This is a genomic window from Paenibacillus roseus, assembly GCF_016424485.1.
Lineage (GTDB): Bacteria > Bacillota > Bacilli > Paenibacillales > Paenibacillaceae > Paenibacillus_D > Paenibacillus_D roseus.
Map to the genome: position 1 here is coordinate 207766 of NZ_JAELUP010000065.1, position 18491 is coordinate 226256.

15 protein-coding genes and 1 riboswitch are annotated in these 18491 nt (G+C 49.2%); of the genes, 6 read left to right on the forward strand and 9 right to left on the reverse strand.

Going from position 1 to position 18491, the window contains the following annotated elements; genetic code table 11:
• Positions 1–6 precede the first annotated feature (6 nt).
• Both JFN88_RS13135 and metA read right to left on the reverse strand, forming a co-directional pair.
• Positions 7–1167 carry an aminotransferase class I/II-fold pyridoxal phosphate-dependent enzyme gene (locus tag JFN88_RS13135; protein ID WP_199019743.1) on the reverse strand — a complete coding sequence of 387 codons (1161 nt, stop codon included), beginning with the start codon at positions 1165–1167 and terminating at the stop codon, positions 7–9.
• A 34-nt stretch (positions 1168–1201) separates the two neighbouring features.
• Positions 1202–2119, reverse strand: coding sequence for a homoserine O-acetyltransferase MetA (gene metA / locus JFN88_RS13140; protein WP_199019877.1), 918 nt, complete (start codon positions 2117–2119; stop codon positions 1202–1204).
• 86 nt (positions 2120–2205) lie between these two features.
• Positions 2206–2313: riboswitch (SAM riboswitch) on the reverse strand.
• A 439-nt stretch (positions 2314–2752) separates the two neighbouring features.
• On the opposite strand from metA, the gene corA reads away from it, so the two are divergent.
• The 4 genes from corA to JFN88_RS13160 all read left to right on the forward strand — a co-directional run bounded on the left by corA (position 2753) and on the right by JFN88_RS13160 (position 6766).
• Positions 2753–3688, forward strand: a complete 936-nt coding sequence (corA, locus tag JFN88_RS13145; RefSeq protein WP_199019744.1) for a magnesium/cobalt transporter CorA — start codon at positions 2753–2755, stop codon at positions 3686–3688.
• 208 nt (positions 3689–3896) lie between these two features.
• A complete protein-coding gene (locus tag JFN88_RS13150; protein WP_199019745.1) occupies positions 3897–4799 on the forward strand; it encodes a LysR family transcriptional regulator in 903 nt (300 codons plus the stop codon).
• 25 nt (positions 4800–4824) lie between these two features.
• Positions 4825–5634, forward strand: coding sequence for a histidinol-phosphatase (locus tag JFN88_RS13155; RefSeq protein ID WP_199019746.1), 810 nt, complete (start codon positions 4825–4827; stop codon positions 5632–5634).
• Between the two features lie 241 nt (positions 5635–5875).
• Positions 5876–6766: a DMT family transporter gene (locus JFN88_RS13160; protein WP_199019747.1), complete on the forward strand. Its 891-nt coding sequence runs from the start codon at positions 5876–5878 to the stop codon at positions 6764–6766.
• Positions 6767–6851: 85 nt separating this feature from the next.
• Here JFN88_RS13160 and JFN88_RS13165 read toward each other — a convergent pair whose 3' ends face one another.
• The 5 genes from JFN88_RS13165 to JFN88_RS13185 form a co-directional block, all read right to left on the reverse strand.
• Positions 6852–7877, reverse strand: a complete 1026-nt coding sequence (locus JFN88_RS13165; protein WP_199019748.1) for a FecCD family ABC transporter permease — start codon at positions 7875–7877, stop codon at positions 6852–6854.
• Positions 7878–8918: a FecCD family ABC transporter permease gene (locus JFN88_RS13170; protein WP_199019749.1), complete on the reverse strand. Its 1041-nt coding sequence runs from the start codon at positions 8916–8918 to the stop codon at positions 7878–7880. It abuts the gene before it with no gap.
• A gap of 195 nt (positions 8919–9113) precedes the next feature.
• Positions 9114–9878, reverse strand: coding sequence for a succinate dehydrogenase iron-sulfur subunit (sdhB, locus tag JFN88_RS13175; protein WP_199019750.1), 765 nt, complete (start codon positions 9876–9878; stop codon positions 9114–9116).
• A 28-nt stretch (positions 9879–9906) separates the two neighbouring features.
• Positions 9907–11658: a succinate dehydrogenase flavoprotein subunit gene (gene sdhA / locus JFN88_RS13180; RefSeq protein ID WP_199019751.1), complete on the reverse strand. Its 1752-nt coding sequence runs from the start codon at positions 11656–11658 to the stop codon at positions 9907–9909.
• A gap of 42 nt (positions 11659–11700) precedes the next feature.
• On the reverse strand, positions 11701–12375 hold the full coding sequence (locus JFN88_RS13185) for a succinate dehydrogenase cytochrome b558 subunit (protein WP_199019752.1): 675 nt from the start codon (positions 12373–12375) through the stop codon (positions 11701–11703).
• Between the two features lie 256 nt (positions 12376–12631).
• On the opposite strand from JFN88_RS13185, the gene JFN88_RS13190 reads away from it, so the two are divergent.
• On the forward strand, positions 12632–13546 hold the full coding sequence (locus JFN88_RS13190) for a LysR family transcriptional regulator (RefSeq protein ID WP_199019753.1): 915 nt from the start codon (positions 12632–12634) through the stop codon (positions 13544–13546).
• Between the two features lie 68 nt (positions 13547–13614).
• Here JFN88_RS13190 and JFN88_RS13195 read toward each other — a convergent pair whose 3' ends face one another.
• Positions 13615–14277: a potassium channel family protein gene (locus tag JFN88_RS13195; RefSeq protein WP_199019754.1), complete on the reverse strand. Its 663-nt coding sequence runs from the start codon at positions 14275–14277 to the stop codon at positions 13615–13617.
• A gap of 328 nt (positions 14278–14605) precedes the next feature.
• Between JFN88_RS13195 and JFN88_RS13200 the strand changes: the two genes are divergently transcribed.
• Positions 14606–16246 carry a CPBP family intramembrane glutamic endopeptidase gene (locus tag JFN88_RS13200; RefSeq protein ID WP_199019755.1) on the forward strand — a complete coding sequence of 547 codons (1641 nt, stop codon included), beginning with the start codon at positions 14606–14608 and terminating at the stop codon, positions 16244–16246.
• A gap of 110 nt (positions 16247–16356) precedes the next feature.
• On the opposite strand, the gene uvrC is transcribed toward JFN88_RS13200, so the two are convergent.
• Positions 16357–18273, reverse strand: a complete 1917-nt coding sequence (gene uvrC / locus JFN88_RS13205) for an excinuclease ABC subunit UvrC (RefSeq protein ID WP_199019756.1) — start codon at positions 18271–18273, stop codon at positions 16357–16359.
• Positions 18274–18491 lie beyond the last annotated feature (218 nt).

Genomic DNA, 18491 nt, shown 5'->3' on the forward strand with positions numbered 1-18491 from the left:
CCCTGCTTATACCCCCTCAATTTCCAATCTCGCCGCCTCAAATGCCTGCTCCAAATCTGCGATCAGATCATCCACATGCTCGATGCCGACAGAAAAACGCAGCAAACGGTCGTCTACGCCAAGCTTCTGCCGAATTTCCAGCGGGATATCGGCATGTGTCTGCACAGCCGGATAAGTCATCAGCGATTCCGCTCCGCCCAAACTTTCCGCAAAAGCAATCAGCTTGATATGTCTTAAAATCGGCTCCACATAACGGGCATCCTTCAGACGGAAGGAGAAAATGCCGGTATTGCCGGAAGACTGCTCATTTTGTATCTCATGATTCGGATGAGTCTTGAGCGCCGGGTAGTATACCTGGTCCACTGCTTCATGCTTAAGCAGGTACTCCGCAATCTGTGTCGCATTGGACTGATGGCGCTCCATCCGCAGCGCCAATGTTTTCATCCCACGCATCAATAGCCACGAGTCCTGCGGCCCAAGGACAGCCCCAATCGAGTTGTGAAGGAAGGCCATCTGATCAGAGAGTTCCGCCCCTTTGGTCACAATCAGTCCGGCCAGTACGTCATTGTGACCACCCAAATATTTGCTTGCGCTATGGATGACGATATCCGCTCCAAGCTCCAGCGGGCGCTGGAAGTATGGCGTCAGCAACGTGTTGTCCACGATAGTCAAAATATTGCGGCTCTTGGCCCAACCGCATACCCGCTTCAAATCGGTAATCATCATAAGCGGATTCGTCGGAGTCTCAATGAGCAGCGCCTTCGTATTGTCCTGGGTAGCCGCTGCAATCGCATCCAGGTCATTGGTATCGACATAGGATGCCGTGATCCCGAACCGGGACATAATCTGTTCCAGCAGCCTGTAAGTGCCGCCATATAAGTCAAGGGATACAACCATATGATCTCCCTGACTCAAGAGAGCAAAGATGGTTTGCAGCGCCGCCATGCCGGAACTGCATGCAAAGCCCCTGTCACCGGACTCCAGATCCGCTGCCGCCTCTTCCAGCACGGCGCGGGTAGGATTCTTGGTACGGGTATAATCAAATCCAGTGCTTTCCCCAAGCTTTGGGTGACGAAATGCAGTTGCATGGTAAATGGGGTAGCTGACTGCTCCCGTTGCAGGCTCCTTCTGGGAACCGATTTGTGCCAAACGGCTTTCGATTTTCATAGAACTGAAGCGCTCCTTTTTTCCCTCAGATAGTTTAAATTCCAGCCCCAAGCTCATACGGAGTTTCCTGATATACATAATAGTTCAGCCAGTTGGAGAACAACAAATTCGCATGAGCGCGCCAGGTAGACAGCGGCTGTCTGGTCACATCATTGCCAGGGTAATAATTTTTCGGCGCATTCACCCGCAAGCCCTTGGCAACGTCCCGGTCATATTCGAATTTCAGCGTCATCGGATCATATTCGGAATGTCCGGTGACAAAAAATTGCCTGCCGTTTCTGGAAGCTACAATATAGACGCCAGCTTCATCAGATTGGGACAAAATTTCCAGGTCGGAAATCGCCTCAATATCCTCGCGCTTGAATTCGGTATGGCGCGACTGCGGCGCGTAGAACAACTCGTCAAAGCCTCGCAGCAACTTCACATTCTGCTTCTCAACCGTGTGTGGATAGACGCCGAAGATTTTCTCATCCAGCTCATGCTTTGGAACCCCGTAATGGTGATAGAGCCCTGCCTGCGCCGCCCAGCAAATATGGAAGGTAGAGGTTACATTCCGTACGCTCCAGCTCATAATTTTCTGCAGTTCTTCCCAGTAATTTACGTCTTCGAAAGGAAGCTGTTCTACTGGGGCTCCGGTAATAATAAGTCCATCATACCGCTTGTGTTCAATTTCATCAAAAGTCGTGTAGAACATATCCAAATGCTCGGCAGACGTATTTTTGGACACATGGGTTTTCGGATGAATGAATGTGACCTCAACCTGCAACGGGGTATTGCTGATCAGACGCAGCAGTTGCGTTTCTGTCGTCTCCTTCGTTGGCATCAGATTCAAAATGGCAATTTGCAGTGGACGGATATCCTGTTGATAAGCCACGCTTTCGTCCATGACGAATATGTTCTCGTTATTCAACACTTCCTTTGCAGGAAGGCCGTCCGGTATTTTAATCGGCATATGCTTCACTCCCTCGTCATGCGTAATCATGTAAAAAGCCCCTTCTCCAAAATGAGAAAGGGTCGTATGGTTGTCGTCATGCGCCTCTCTCATCTCTCAGAAACATCAAAATGTCTCCGCAAGAATTAGCACCGTGCTTTATGCCGGTTGCCGGGCTTCATCGGGCTGGTCCCTCCGCCTGCTCTTGATAAGAAAAATGCCTACTATTCAATTTTTTATACTGCTTTTCTTATACTGCTAAACATTACTTTATCCTATTCAGGAATACTCGTCAAGAACCGTCTGCTGGTTTTTGCAAAATTGCGCGAACCCCCCTGCACATAAGCTTCATCTGGGCATAAGATAGTACTAGGAAAACCTAGTATTTAGGCTTGAATGTCAAGCAATGATGGGAGTATACTAGACAAGGATTATAAATGAAAGAGGTGCTTGATTCGCATGGAAAGCGACGGACCGAGGCCCAGGTACAGTAACAATTTTATAACCGGTACGAAACAGCTGCCTGGAATTCTGCGGTCGCCTGCGCCTGTACTCTCTTTTCCAATGTGAGTGCCACGGACCGCGATTTCACTGTGCGCTGATTTCGTACTGCTGCAAATCATGTAGCAAGAAAGAAGCGAAGGAGTGAGATCCGTGAAAATCCGTCTGGTGCACAATGGCGTATTTGAAATTATCGATCAAATTGAGGAGGCCGTGAAGCCGCCGGAACAAGGCTTTTATTGGATTGACGCGGACGTCGAAGATCTGGTTGTGCTCCAGCCGCTATTTGGCATGCATGATCTGGCCGTTGAAGACTGTATGCATGACGAGGAGCAGCGTCCGAAAATTGAAATCCATGAAAGCCATTATTTTATTGTGATGAACAGTATCCGCTTCGATGATGAGGAAATTTTTCTGCGTGCGCTGAACATTTTCCTTGGGAGACATTACATCATTACCGTAACGAAGCAAAGAATCAATGAACTGCGCTCCCTCAAGCCGATCCTGCTGGAGCAGGAGGTCGACCGTCCTGACTATTTTTTATATCATTTTATGGACCTTGTCGTCGACAACTATTTCCTGGTCAGCGACCGGATTGAGGCCCGCATCGAGAAGCTGGAAGAAGATATATTGATGAACACCAAGAAGACGCATTTGAATGAAATTATCGGTTTGCGAAGCGAAATTCTATGGCTCAAAAAAGTGCTCGGGCCGCAGAAGGAAGTTATTGCGGCCTTGAATAAGAAGGAATTGAAGCTCATTGATGTGAAGCTGCAAAAGTATTTTGGCGATATCTTCGAGAATACCGTCAAGATCAGCGAGACCTTTGAGACGTATCGCGATTTGATGGGCAACTTGCGCGAAGCATATCAATCCTCGATCGCCAGCCGCGCGAACGAGATCATGCGTGTCTTTACCGCGCTCACAACAATATTTATGCCATTAACGTTCATTACTGGCATCTACGGAATGAACTTCGATTACATCCCGGGATTGCATTTTTACGGAGCTTCATACATTTTGCTTGGCTTCATGCTGCTGGTGGGACTAGGGATGTTTTTTATTTTTCGTAAAAAGGATTGGCTTTAAGCCAATCCTCAATGACTTCAATATTAAATAAAAGGAACCGAAGGCCTTCCGCTTTTGGTTCCTTTTGTTTATATAAAGTCGGTTCTGATCCGATGTGAAAATTTTTGGTCTGGCCCTACTTTGCTGTAACGGGGGCTTTATCCTATAATAGATAGTACTAACCTTCGATGTACGTCGGTAATCATACTAAATCACCGGGAGGAGTTTAATGAATATTAGTCAGCTTGAAACGCTGCTTGCCATTTCCAAAACGATGAGTTTTCGGAAAGCGGGCGAGCTGCTTAATTTGACGCAACCTGCCGTTTCAGCCCAAATCAAAAGCCTCGAGGATGAATTTAAAACCGTATTGATTGACCGCAGCCAGCCCGTTACACTAACTGACCGGGGACAAGTCTTTCTTGAACATGCCGAGCGCATATTAAATGTGGTAGAAGAACTGAAGCAGAAGCTCTATGATCTTAATCAGACACCGCAAGGACATATTGTACTCGGTACGACCACTTCAATAGCTATCCAAATCCTGCCCCGGGTACTTTCATACTTTCAGGATCAATTCCCGCTCATCAAAACCACGATACAATCCATGCCCTCTTCCCATGTTATCAACAGTGTCGAGAAAGGAACCGTGGATATCGGTATTACCTATTTATCAGAACGCAATCCCAATATCGAAACATCCATTCTTTATTATGATACCTATGAGCTTGTTGTTTCCCCGGATCATCCTCTCAGTGCCTTAAAACATACAACTGTGGACAAGCTAAAGGATGTCCCCTTCATCATGCTGTCACTGGATACTTTTGGCAGACGGTTCATTGACAAAATGTTCCGCGAGTACGGGATTGAACCCAACATTGTGATGGAACTGCCCAGCAGCGAGGAAGTGAAACGTATGGTTGAACTGAATCTGGGCGTTGCTATTGTATCCAAGCTTTCCATTGGCAGCGAACTTCAATTGGGGACACTGAAAATGATCAAAGTCAATGAGCTTGAGCTGACCCACCCGGTTGGTGTTGCTTATAAATCCGGGCGCTATCTGAGCTCCGCCATGCATCAATTTTTGAGCGATTTGAAAGGCATGCCGGAGAATCAGTTTATCGGCAGCGAGTAATTGTACAGGAGGCGTACCTACCGTCATGAAATTTGACTTGCATACCCATCACGAGCGCTGCGGACATGCCGATGGCGTCATTGAGGATTATATCCAAAGCGCAATTAAGGCGGGATTTCAAGTTGTGGGCATTTCCGACCACTCCCCTTATTTTTCCAGCGATAAGGACCAGCCCCAGCCCAAAATTGCAATGGCCCGCAGCGAGTTTCCGAATTACATACGTCAGGTGCTTGAATTAAAAGCTAAATATGAAGGTAAAATCGAAGTGCTGCTTGGTGTCGAATCTGACTTTTACCCGGATTTGTGGCAGATCTACAAGGCGGAGTATGATAAGTACCCGATGGATTACATCATCGGCTCCGTCCATCAGACAAGGGGGATCAGCATCTTCAACCGGAACCGCTGGAAGAAGCTGAACACCAAGGAGCAGATTAAGGAGAAAGAGCACTATTATGAGCTTATTGCCCAGTCAGCTCGCTGCGGCTTGTTCCAGTCGCTCGGTCATATCGATGCAATGAAAGGCTATTACCCTGCGTTCTCCGACATTCCAGCCGCTGCTGCTATAGATAAGACGCTTCAGGTCATTGCAGGCGAAGGAGTTGCCATTGAGATCAACACCTCCGGCAAAACCAAAGATGTCGGCGGCTGGTATCCATCCGATGAAATTTTGGAGAGGGCGCTCCACTTTGGGGTTTCCGTAACCTTCGGCTCCGACGCTCACAAGCCGTCCCGAATCGGAGACGACTTTGAACTCGTAAGCAAAAGGCTGAAGGAAATCGGCTTTACAAGCTGGGTCTTCTTCCGGCAAAAGAAGCCGGTAATTGTTCCGCTATAGGATGGATGAGGTTTTATCGGGTCGATGTACAAAAAAAGTGGACCCGCTTATAGGCAGGTCCCAAAACATTCTATATTAAAAAAGGGGGTCTTGTTAATTATAATAGCCCACGAATGTAAACGAATGATAACAGAACCATTTCATTTGTGTAACAAATTTGGCTCAACCTTAAAATCAGTGCTTGACAAACAGGAGAAAGCAGCTCAATATTAACGATTTCAATCAAAGGATGAAGAATCACATGTGGCTTTTTATTGCCATTGGCAGTGCGGTCCTGTTCGGCCTCGCCGGCCTGGGGATGAAAGTATCCCAGATGAAGCAAGGGTCGGTCCATATGCTGCTGCTCGGCTTATACATAACAGGCACGCTTGGTTTTGCCGCTCATTCCATTTACCTGGACACGGACTGGAATGTGATGCTTGATTGGAAGTATTGGGTCGCAGGAGCGGTCATCGGAGCAGGTTCTGCGTGGGGCAACGCCATTTTTATGAAGGCGCTGGATTACGGTCCGGCTGCGCTAACTTCACCGCTTACGAATGTGAACATTGTACTCGTCGTGCTTATGAGTACTCTTTTCTATAAGGAAACACTTGCTATAACCGAAGGGCTCGCGATTGCACTGCTGCTGTTCTCGGTTGTAATCATTTCGGCACGACGTCAAGAACCGCTCTCTGCACCGGAAAAGAAATGGTTTGTCTACATCGCCGCAGCCATCATCCTGTTCGCTTTCCGCAACGGCGGTCTGAAAGTGACAGAGGAACTCGCTATGGCAAATTCCGCTGTATTATTTATCGCCTATCTGCTGTCCATCATCTGGTTCTTCCCGCCAGCCCTTAAGGAGTGGTCGGAGCAGCGCACACTGACCTCCGCTCAAAGCCAACTGGAAGGAGCCCGCAAGCTACGCACAGGAGTGGTCTGGGGATTGCTCTCCGGTCTTTTCTCCTATGGCGGACTGCAACTATATGCGGTGGCGCTGGAGACCGGAAAAGCAAACCTGGCTGCTCCAATCTTCGCCACCAATAGCCTGGTTGTCGCGTTCGGAGCAATCCTGCTGTTCCGCGAGCGTCTGACGCCTTTGCAAGTGTTCTCGCTAGTGTGTACCATGGGCGGACTCGTCATGATCCGACTTTAGTTGAATCTCAATGATTGTATCGGCATTCTTGAACGGATATCATAACATCGCCCCGGCTGACTCATTCCAGCCGGGGCGATTTCGATTAACGAGCGCGAGCAAGCAAGTACAGGAAATATGGAGCGCCGATTACAGCGACCACAATCCCTGTAGCAATCTCGGAAGGCGAACTGATCGTTCTGCCAATTGTATCGGCAACAATAACTAGCAGACCTCCGACAAGAGCGGATGCTGGCAATGCATACTGGTACTGCGGACCTACCAGCCTTCTGGCCAGATGGGGAGCAACCAGGCCGACAAAGCCTATTCCTCCGCCTACAGCTACACTGCTCGCAGCAAGGCCTACAGCGGCAGCAAGCAACAGAAGACGCTGTCTCTCCACCGGCGCTCCCAAGCCAGTCGCCGTCTGTTCACCGAGCGTCAGAATGTTCATTACCTTCGCTTTGGAGAAAGCAAACGGGATCAGAACGATAAACCATGGCAGCAGCGCGAGAACAAACTTCCATGTCGTCCCCCAGATAGTGCCGGCAAGCCAGACTTGGACGAATTGGAATTGGTTCGGGTCCAACAAAATCGTCAAGACGATCATAGCCGCTGAAATCCCTGCCGCAACCCCGATCCCGACGAGCAGCATACGAGTTGGCGATAGCCCTTGATGACGTTTATAAGCAAGCAAATAGATGAGCAAAGCAGTAAGCGCTGCTCCAATAAAGGCGAGGAACGGCATCAAAAATGGTGAAGCTGCTGTTTTAACCGGAAAAAACGAAACATACAGCACAACAGCCAGACCGGCTCCGGCATTTATTCCAAGAATCCCCGGATCAGCCAGTGCATTGCGCGTTATCCCCTGCATAATACAGCCGGACACAGCAAAACAAGCGCCAATTAAAATGGCAATCACGATCCGCGGCAAACGGAATTCGAATAATACCAACGATTGCCTGGCATCCCCGAAACCGAACAACGTCTTGATAACTTGAAGCGGTCCCAGCTTGATTTCACCTGAATTCATGGAAATGATAAACACCACTAAAATTAGCAGACCAAGTATCCCCATAACCAGCGCAGCCCTTCTGGCACGCGCTTTATCTGCGCTATGTATGGAATCCATCTACATCTCCCTCCTTTGTTGCCTGGCAAGATAGAGGAAGAATGGAACGCCAATCACTGCAATTAATGCGCCTACCGGCGTTTCATACGGCGGATGAACCAATCTTCCCGCCAAATCCGCCAGCAGCATCAGCAATCCCCCAAGCACAGCAGAGCACGGAATAATCCACCGATAATCCACCCCGACCAGAAAGCGGGTCAAATGCGGAATGATCAAACCTACAAAGCCGATAGAGCCAACTAAAGCCACAGATGCTCCGGCAAGCACAAATACAACCACCATCCCGATAATTTTGACAACCCCGGTGCGCTGTCCCAGACCTGTTGCGATCTCCTCCCCGAGGCTGAGCAGAGTAATCGAGCGAGAAAGGGCCATGGCAACCGCAAGCGCCCCAAACACCCAAGGCAAAATGAGCTTCACATGCTCCCACTTGACTCCGGCAACACCGCCTGCGTAGAAGAACGCCAAGTCTTGTCCGATACGGAAATGAATCGAAATTCCTTCTCCCAGCGCGGATAGCAGCGCACTGACTGCTGCACCGGCCAGTGCAAGCCTCACCGGACTTAAACCTCCGCGCGACAGCGAGCTGATTCCGAATACAAGTCCGGCCCCAAGCGCGGCGCCGCCAAAGGAAAACAGCATCAACGCAGTAAACGAAAGGCCTTTCATGAAGGCAAAACAGATGACAATGACAAAAGCTGCGCCTGAGTTAATTCCAAGCAAGCCGGAATCGGCTAACGGGTTGCGCGTCATTCCCTGCATAATGGCGCCTGACACTGCAAAGCCTGCGCCTACCAATGTAGCCGCTGCTGCACGAGGCATACGCAGCTCTCGAATAATCTGATGTTGCGTCAGATCGGGGTTGAATCTGAATACAGCTTCCCAAACCGTTGCCAGATGAATATCAGCCGCTCCGAACGATATGGACGCTGCAATCCCTAACAATAGACCGGCAATCCCCATCATTAATATGAGAGAGGCTGCTACAGGTCTTGACTTGATGGGAGGCCTCGATGAAGATTTGTCTACTTGTATTGCCATGATGACCACCTTTACTAAATGACTGTTCCCTGCGATAATAATTCTCAATCTCATTATATAGCAGAAAAATCAGACCGGCAATCACTGATAATCATTTTGAAAATAAAAAGAAGCCGTACAACAGAGTTATACGGCTTGTTCTATTGCATTTGCATCAGTTGGTGGCAACAGCTTTGTGGCGCTGCCCAGTGTAGATTACATGCCGAGCCATTTTTTGAACATCTGTTTTGTCGTATCTTTGTTGATCGCAGCAATAGACGTCGTCAGCGGAATTCCCTTTGGACAAGCGCGTACGCAGTTCTGCGAGTTGCCGCAGCCCTCGATGCCGCCATCGGACATCAGAGTCTCCAGACGCTCTTCCATATTCATCTCCCCTGTCGGATGCGCATTGAACAAGCGTACTTGGGAAATAGCAGCAGGACCAATAAAGGTATTGCGCTCGTTTACGTTCGGACATGCTTCCAGACAGACACCGCAAGTCATGCATTTGGAGAGCTCATATGCCCATTGGCGCTTAGCTTCCTTCATGCGCGGACCAGGGCCAAGATCATAGGTTCCATCGATTGGAATCCAGGCTTTAACACGCTTCAGGGCATTAAACATACGTTCACGGTTGATCACCAAGTCGCGAACAACAGGGAACGTACTCATTGGCTCCAACCGGATAGGCTGCTCAAGCTTATCGATGAGTGCCGTACAAGCCTGTCTTGGCTTGCCGTTGATCACCATCGAGCATGCGCCGCAGACTTCTTCCAGACAGTTGGAATCCCAGCAGACCGGGGAAGTTTTATTGCCGTCGTCTTTAACAGGGTTACGCTGAATCTCCATGAGCGCGCTAATAACGTTCATGTTCGGCCGGTAAGGAATTTCGAAGGTTTCCTTATAAGGCTGCGCGTCCGGTTTATCCTGCCGGGTAATTACAAACTTGATTGTTTTTTTCTCCACAGTCGTTTCAGCCATCTTCTTTCTCCTTCCTTAAGCTTCGCGCTTATTTCTTTTTGTCAGTTGTATAGTCGCGCTTGCGCGGTGTGATCAGCGATACGTCGATGTCATCGTACGAAATTTCCGGTCCGTCCGCCGTCCATTTGGCCCGGGTCGTCTTCATGAAATGGTCGTCGTCACGCTCAGGGAAGTCCGGCTTATAGTGTGCGCCGCGGCTTTCATTGCGAAGCAACGCTCCCTTTGTCATGGCCTCGGCTAGCTCCAACATGTTCCAAAGCTGACGTGTGAATGCTACGCCTGCATTGTTCCAGCCGCTGGTGTCATTGATGTTGATTTTGGTATAGCGCTGCTTCAGCTCTTTGATCTTGTTGATTGTCTCTTCAAGTTTGTTGTTGTAGCGCACCACCGTCATATTATTGGTCATCCACTCGCCAAGTTCACGGTGAAGGACATAAGCGTTCTCGTTGCCGTCCATTTTGAGAATTTTCTCGTATTTGTCCGTCTGGCGCTTCTTCTCGCGATCGAATACAGAGGAAGAAATATCCTCGGCAAATTTGTTCAGGCCTTTAATATATTCCACTGCCTTAGGTCCGGCGACCATGCCGCCGTAAATGGCGGAAACCAGCGAGTTCGCGCCCAGGCGGTTCGCGCCATGGTACTGATACTCGCATTCGCCAGCAGCGAAAAGGCCTGGAACATTCGTCATCTGATTATAATCTACCCACATGCCGCCCATGGAGTAATGAACAGCAGGGAAGATTTTCATCGGAATTTTCCGCGGGTCATCGCCCATGAATTTCTCATAAATTTCAATTATACCGCCCAGTTTGACGTCCAGCTCTTTCGGGTCCTTGTGAGACAAGTCCAGATACACCATGTTCTCCCCGTTAATGCCGAGCTTTTGATCCACGCAGACGCTGAAAATTTCACGTGTTGCAATATCACGCGGTACGAGGTTTCCGTAGGCCGGATATTTATCTTCCAGGAAGTACCATGGCTTGCCGTCCTTGTACGTCCAAATGCGTCCGCCCTCTCCGCGCGCCGACTCCGACATCAGACGCAGCTTGTCATCACCAGGAATCGCTGTCGGGTGAATTTGAATAAATTCACCGTTCGCATAGTCAACACCTTGCTGATAAACCGCACTTGCAGCCGTACCTGTATTGATAACGGAGTTGGTGGATTTGCCGAAAATAATACCAGGGCCGCCTGTAGCCAAAATGACTGCATCGGCCGACACTGTATGAACTTCCATGGAACGAAGATCCTGTGCGGATACGCCGCGACACACGCCATCATCATCAATAACAGCGCCAAGGAACTCCCAGAACTCATATTTGGTTACAAGACCGGCTGTCTCCCAGCGGCGCACCTGCTCGTCCAGCGCATACAGCAGCTGCTGTCCGGTAGTTGCCCCTGCAAATGCTGTCCGGTGATGCTTGGTGCCTCCGAAACGACGGAAATCAAGCAAGCCTTCAGGCGTACGGTTGAACATGACGCCCATACGGTCCATCAGATGGATGATTCCCGGCGCAGCATCGCACATTGCTTTAACCGGCGGCTGGTTGGCCAGGAAGTCTCCCCCGTATACCGTATCGTCAAAATGTTCCCATGGTGAATCTCCCTCACCTTTTGTATTTACAGCGCCGTTAATTCCGCCCTGCGCGCATACGGAGTGAGAACGCTTTACCGGAACAAGAGAAAATAAATCAACGTGTACGCCGGCTTCGGCCGCTTTAATGGTTGCCATCAGGCCTGCCAGGCCGCCGCCTACGACAATAACTTTATTTTTAGCCATGATCTGAATCGCTCCTTGTCTTAAAACTGCGTCTGCATCGCCTTAAGCTGCCGTATGGGTAAACACATCAAGAGCTGCGGCTGCTTCCTTGAACTCATCCCCGCGGAATGCGTTAAGCGACAACAGGAACATTGCCGAAACAATAACAAATACCACCATCCATATATAAGAGGAAATCCGCTGCGCACGCGGTCCGACTGTAATTCCCCAGCTCACGAGGAACGCCCACATTCCGTTGGCGAAGTGGAAAGTTGCTGCGATGACTCCGATTACATAAAAAGTGAAGAAGAACGGACTGTTGGCAATATCATGCATAGATGAACCAAGCTGCTCATGAGTTACATTGCCGAGCGCAACCTGGAAGCGGGTCTGATACACATGCCAAAACACAAAAATAAACGTAATAACACCGGAAATCCGCTGCAAGGCGAAGGCCCAGTTACGTCCATAAGAGAATTGCCCTGTGTTCAAATTGGATTGATAGGCGATATAAAGCCCGTACACGCCATGGAACAACAACGGGAGGAAGATACCGAAAATCTCAAGGAAAGTGACTAACGGCAAACCGTTCAGAAATGCTACAGCATCCTTGAAGCCCTGCGGTCCCCCCTCTACGGCCGCAAAGTTCGTCAGCGCATGTTCAACGATGAACAGACTGAGCGGAATCACGCCAAGAAGCGAGTGAATCTTGCGCGAGTAAAACGAGTTTCCTTTCATACCTTTTGCTTTCTCCTTTCCAGACTGAACGTACGATTTAAAACATTCCCATAATTAGCATAAAACCAACTTCCATTGTACCTTTGCCCCTGACAAGCGTCAATAAAGCGGGCCAATTTTACCATTCACACAATAGTCACAGTTCCTATCGTACTCCTTTTTCGCTTATAATGGAATTGCCTATTCTGTATAATCAGTTATAAGTAAAATGCATAAGCGAATCATATTATTATCACATACATTAAGGGGGACCATCATGCTCGAAGACATGCACGTGTTTGCGACTATCGTCGAGCAGTCCAGCTTGAACCGCGCCTCGGCATTACTGAATGTCACTCAGCCCGCACTCTCGCGTAAAATCAGCAAGCTGGAGGAAGAACTGGGCGTCGAATTGTTCAAGCGGGTCGGCAAACGGCTGGAGCTGACGCGAATTGGAAAGGTCACTTATGAATTTGCGCTGGAGATTCGCAAGCTTCAATTGCGTTATTTGCAGAGTGTCACCGAATTTAAATCTGCCGGACGCACCCTGCTGACCATAGGAGCCAGCCTGACAACATTGCAGACGACCTTGCCCGATTTGATTCAAGTGATGAGCAAGACGGCGCCGGACTTGGAAATTAAAGCGGTCACCGGAAAAACACATGAAATTGTATCGCTGGTAAGGGAACAAAAAATTGACTTGGGCATTGTAGCTTCGGATATCCATGAAGCGAGCCTTCATTGCATCCCTTTGTTTGACGATCATCTTCAGGTCGTGGTGCCGAAAAATCAATTTGTCATGGACAAAGGCGCAACCGATATCCGTATTCTGAACGGCCTGCCGATGATCCTGTTCTCCAAGGGTACGTGGTACAGAACATTAACCGATGAGCTTTTTCATACCCATAACCTGTCTCCGGATGTACGGATGGAGATTGATTCCTTCGAGGCCATATTGCGTTTGCTGCACACATGCCGTTCTGCAACTTTGCTGCCTAAATCTTATGTACGCGAGCAGTTGCTTCGGGATAATGACCTGAGCATACTGCCTGTGCAGGGACTGGAGCATACACGTCGGACGACCTCCCTGATTTACAATCGCTCTGCCGAACTTCCGGGCGCGCTGCCGCTATGGGTTGAAGAGATCAAGGCTCATTTTTCAGATGGACTGGCTATAAAGCCGGAAATGTAAAAAAAGGGCGACTGCCAAACCCTGCTTCTATATTTACCATTATAATAAAAAAACATCCGAAGATCAGGCTACTTGATCACTGTTTGCTCGAAGTCCTCGATCTGTGCGTTCGTTCCGATTATAATCATCACATCGCGTTCATGCAGCACGTCCTCAGCCGCCGGGGCTATAATCATCCCTTGCGGTTTGTGGATCGCAACAATGCTGCAGCCGAACCGAGCCCGCGGATTCAATTTGTGCAGGGAGATGCCGGCAAGGCATTTGGGCACTACAAGCTCTGCAATCGTATAATCTTTTGAAAGTTCAATGTAATCGAGCAGGTTGGGCGATGCCAACTGGTGAGCTACCCGAATGCCCATGTCACGCTCCGGGTAAACGACGCGATCCACACCGAGCTTCTCAAGCACACGACCATGCAAATCGCTCATCGCCTTGGCTACTACCTGTTTGACACCCAGATCCTTTAACAAAATCGCTGTCAGGATGCTGGACTGAATGTCATCACCAATCGATACAACACCACAGTCAAAATTACGCACCCCAAGTGAACGCAGCACTTCTTCATCTGTTGAATCGGCTACGACCGAATGGGTCAAAATAGGACTCATCTCGTCCACACGTTCCTCACAGCTGTCAATACCGAGCACTTCATGACCCAAAGCGATTAACTCCTTGGCGATACTCGATCCGAAACGGCCCAGACCGATAATGACAAATTGACTGGATTTCAATACATTCGCTCCCCTTGGCCAGACTAAACATTGTGCCGATGCTGCTTTTTCTCTGAACGTGTTCGATTATACAATGTGTAGTCTGTGGAGTACAAAGCGTATATACTTGCAAAAATAGCGCCTGGCCGCTCGAATTCCGGTTAAAATCGCAACAAAAAGCCGGTTTAACAGATTTATGAGCTGTTTTTCTTCAAAAAGAGTTAAAAATCGGAGCGTGGAATTGTGAGGATTAGCAAAAACTATGTTATGGTTATTATACGCACGTAAACGAGGCTATATCGGCTGCAACCGTTGTTGAAAAACCAAACTCATCACCAGAGGTGTTATTATGAATTCGCTGCACAACGACTGGCCCCTGAAAAAATGGGCCTGGGTAAGCTTGTCCGGCTTGCTAATTTATATTTTGCTCCAAATCTTGCCTTCAATAGCGAGCCCGGAAGCTTCCGGCTTGCAGTTGAAGCTGATTGAAAAATCGGAAGCAGAGAGACATGCCAAAGACTTCATCCTCCAGGAATTCGGACAATCCGTCCTTTCTTCCCATGCCATACATCAGTCCAGCAAATCGTTAAGCGGCTATTTGGCCAAAGAAAAGCTGACGGATACATATAATAAGGAATATGACAAACAATTTCCGGTCGATACGTATCAGGTTGAAGTCACCTCTCCCAGAATTAACAGCGCTGGCGCGGTCACGCAATATTATGTGTATGTTCATATGCAAACTGGAAATATCGTCGCCTGGAATAGGCTTGGAGCCCTGATTGATGAGGAGCAGCGCATCACGAATCCCGATGAGGCCAGACAGGCTGTTATCGGCTTCGCGCAGAAGCGTGGTTTCAAGCCGGAACAGCTTGATATCTTGTCTCAATCCGAGGACGGCAGCCATACGACTGTTATGGTATTGGACAATACTAGAATCGGGGAAGCCAAGCTGCAACTAAGAATTCAGCCGGTCAAAATGCCTGATGGGCGGACTCAAATCCTAACCTATAAGCCTTCCTTCAAGGTGCCGGCAAGTTACACTGATCTGGTCGCCAGGCAAGACAAGCAGGCCAACGCCATGGCGTTTTTCGGCAACCTTGTGATGAGCGGACTGCTGTTTGTATTGTCCATTATCTATGCAGTGCTTTATCGTCAACATTCCTCGTTCAAACGAGGATTAATCATGACGATTGTATTCGCCGTATTCTATATTGCCTCCAATTACAATATGGCCGATGGGGTCATGTCCATTATGGGGGAAAACCCGGATGCAGAGCTTAACGTATCGGTCAAGCTGATTATAGCAAGCCTCCTGTCTCTGATTCTGGCTGTTTCGGTCTATTTTGCCCTGATCGCAGGGGACGGCCTATGGCGCCAGATGGGCTTCAAGCTATGGCCGCGCTTTGGCGAGCAGGGCTTTGGAGAAACCGTATGGAGAAGCATGAAGCAGGGCTATTTGCTTGCCTTGATGCTGCTGGGAATACAAACGCTCATTTTGCTGGTGCTGCAGTATGTCCTTGGCGTCTGGACAACCACTGATGTAACGCAATCACCGTACAATATGAAAATGCCGTGGCTGTTTCCGGTTATCGCCTGGTGCGCAGCGATTTCGGAGGAAGCCATATATCGGCTGTTCGGTATCGGTCTGCTGCGCAAATGGCTGAAAAATACATTTATCGCGTCGCTGATTCCAACCGTCATTTGGGCGATGGGACACGTAACGTATCCGCTCTATCCATCAACCACTCGCCTGTTCGAATTGGTCATTATCGGTCTGATTTTCAGTTACATTCTGATCCGGTTCGGATTCATTACCGCCGTATTTACCCATGCGATATTCAATACGGTCATGATGTGCGTCATGCTGTTCTTCCTGGGTGATGCCGTCAATATTGCCGCCGCGCTATTCTATCTTGTGCTTCCTGTCATTATCGCCTGGCTGTTGCGCGGGTTGCACCGCCGCTTCAAGCCCTCACAGGCAACGTAGCTTCAACAATGACGCAATATCAAGTGTAACCAGCTTTGCTCATTGATCGGACAAAAGCTCCGTTTCGCGGAGATATATAAAATCTTGCATGAAAACAAAGGATGAGCCGCTTACGACTCATCCTTTAATGCTGCAATAATTTGTGTTGCCAGCTTCTCTCCAATCGATACTGCCTTAAAATCCTCTACACGGGCCTCTTTAATCTTCTTGATCGAGCCAAAATGCTTGAGCAGCGATTTGCGCCGCTTCTCCCCGATCCCCGGGATGGAGTCGAGCTTGGAGGCGATCATAGACTTGCCGCGCTGCTCACGATGGAAGGTAATCGCAAAGCGATGCACTTCATCCTGTATCCGCTGGAGCAAATAAAATTCCTGGCTGTCCCTCGGCAGCGGCACGATCTCCGGCGGGTCCCCTGTCATCAACTGGGCTGTCTTATGGCGTGCATCCTTGACAATGCCGCACACAGGCACAAACAATCCAAGTTCATTCTCCAACACGTCGATCGCCGCAGAGATTTGTCCTTTGCCGCCATCCACTACGATCACATCCGGTAGCGTCAGTCCTTCCTTGAGCACCCGTTCATATCTGCGTCGAATGACTTCGCGCATCGTCTCATAGTCATCCGGCCCCTGCACAGTCTTTACCTTATATTTGCGATACTCCTTCTTGTCGGGCTTCCCGTCAACGAAAACAACCATGGCCGATACCGGGTCTGTACCTTGAATGTTGGAGTTATCAAAGGCTTCGATGCGGCGGGCTGACGGTATATTCAGATACTCTGCGAGTCCGCTGGCCGCCTTGACGCTGCGTTCCTCATTACGGTCAATAAGCCGGAACTTCTCATCCAGCGCAACCTTTGCATTCTGGTTGGCCATCTCGACGATTTGCCGCTTGCGCCCGCGCTGCGGCAGAACAACCTTGATATTCAGCCAGCTTTGCAACAAAGCGCCTCCTTCCTCAGCGGTTGGGGCTGTATGAGCTTCCTCCCCCGCCGCTGTATGGAGTTCCTCTTCCCCTGACTCCCCGGCGGTTTGTCCCTGCTCCAGCGAGTCCTGCTCAGGGCCCTGCGGCAGGAAGATTTCCTTCGGCAGGGCAGGGTTATCGCTGTAATACTGAGCCACGAACGACATAAAATCATCATGCGAATTTCCATAATACGGGAATGTCGTCGCATGGCGCTCGATCATCTTGCCGGAGCGCATATACAGAATCTGTACGCACATCCAGCCCTTTTCTACTGCATAGCCGAACACATCGCGGTCGAGCGCATCCGACATCGTAATCTTCTGCTTTTCCATAATCGCTTCAATAGCGAGAATCTGATCGCGGTATTCCTTTGCCCGTTCAAATTCAAGCGCTTCGGCAGCAGCCTCCATCTTCGCCTGGAGCTGTTTCTTGACCTCATTCTGTCCCCCATTCAGGAAACGAATAATATCCTGCACCATTCCATCATAGGTAGATTGCTCCACCTCGAACTCGCATGGCGCTACACATTGCCCCATATGATAATACAGGCAAACTTTGTCGGGGAGAGTCTTGCATTTGCGCAGCGGATACAGGCGATCCAGCAGCCTCTTGGTCTGCTGGGCGGCAAAGGCATTCGGGTACGGCCCGAAATATTTGCCTTTATCCTTAATGACGCGCCGCGTAACCTCCAGCTTCGGATGCTTTTCATTCGTAACCTTGATATAGGGAAAGGACTTGTCATCCTTCAACAACACATTATAGCGAGGATGATGCTGCTTGATCAGATTGCATTCCAGAATCAGCGCCTCCATATTGCTGGCGGTGACGATATATTCAAAATCCCGAATTTCCGATACAAGACGCTGCGTCTTCCCATTATGGCTGCCGTTAAAGTATGAGCGTACACGATTCTTCAGCACCTTGGCTTTGCCGACATAAATAATCGTGCCATCCCCGTTCTTCATCAAATAGCAGCCCGGCTGATCAGGCAGCAGCGCCAGCTTGTTGCGAATTATCTCCTCCGTCAGCGCCAGCCCTTGGTCTGTTGTTGACCCTCCCATGATTTTTCCCCTGCCTTCATCAGTAGTTCATCCATCTATATCCGTAAACTCGTTCCGTAACGCGTCTGTATGTTCGCACTTTACTCCTTTTATTGTATCACAGGAATCAAGCCCGGGGGCAGATCAGCTTGAAAAGGTTGCACGTTCTATCCATAAAACGCCTTCATTTTGGTTAATTATTCTTTACAATTGCTCATGAAGTTGGGTATACTAGGATA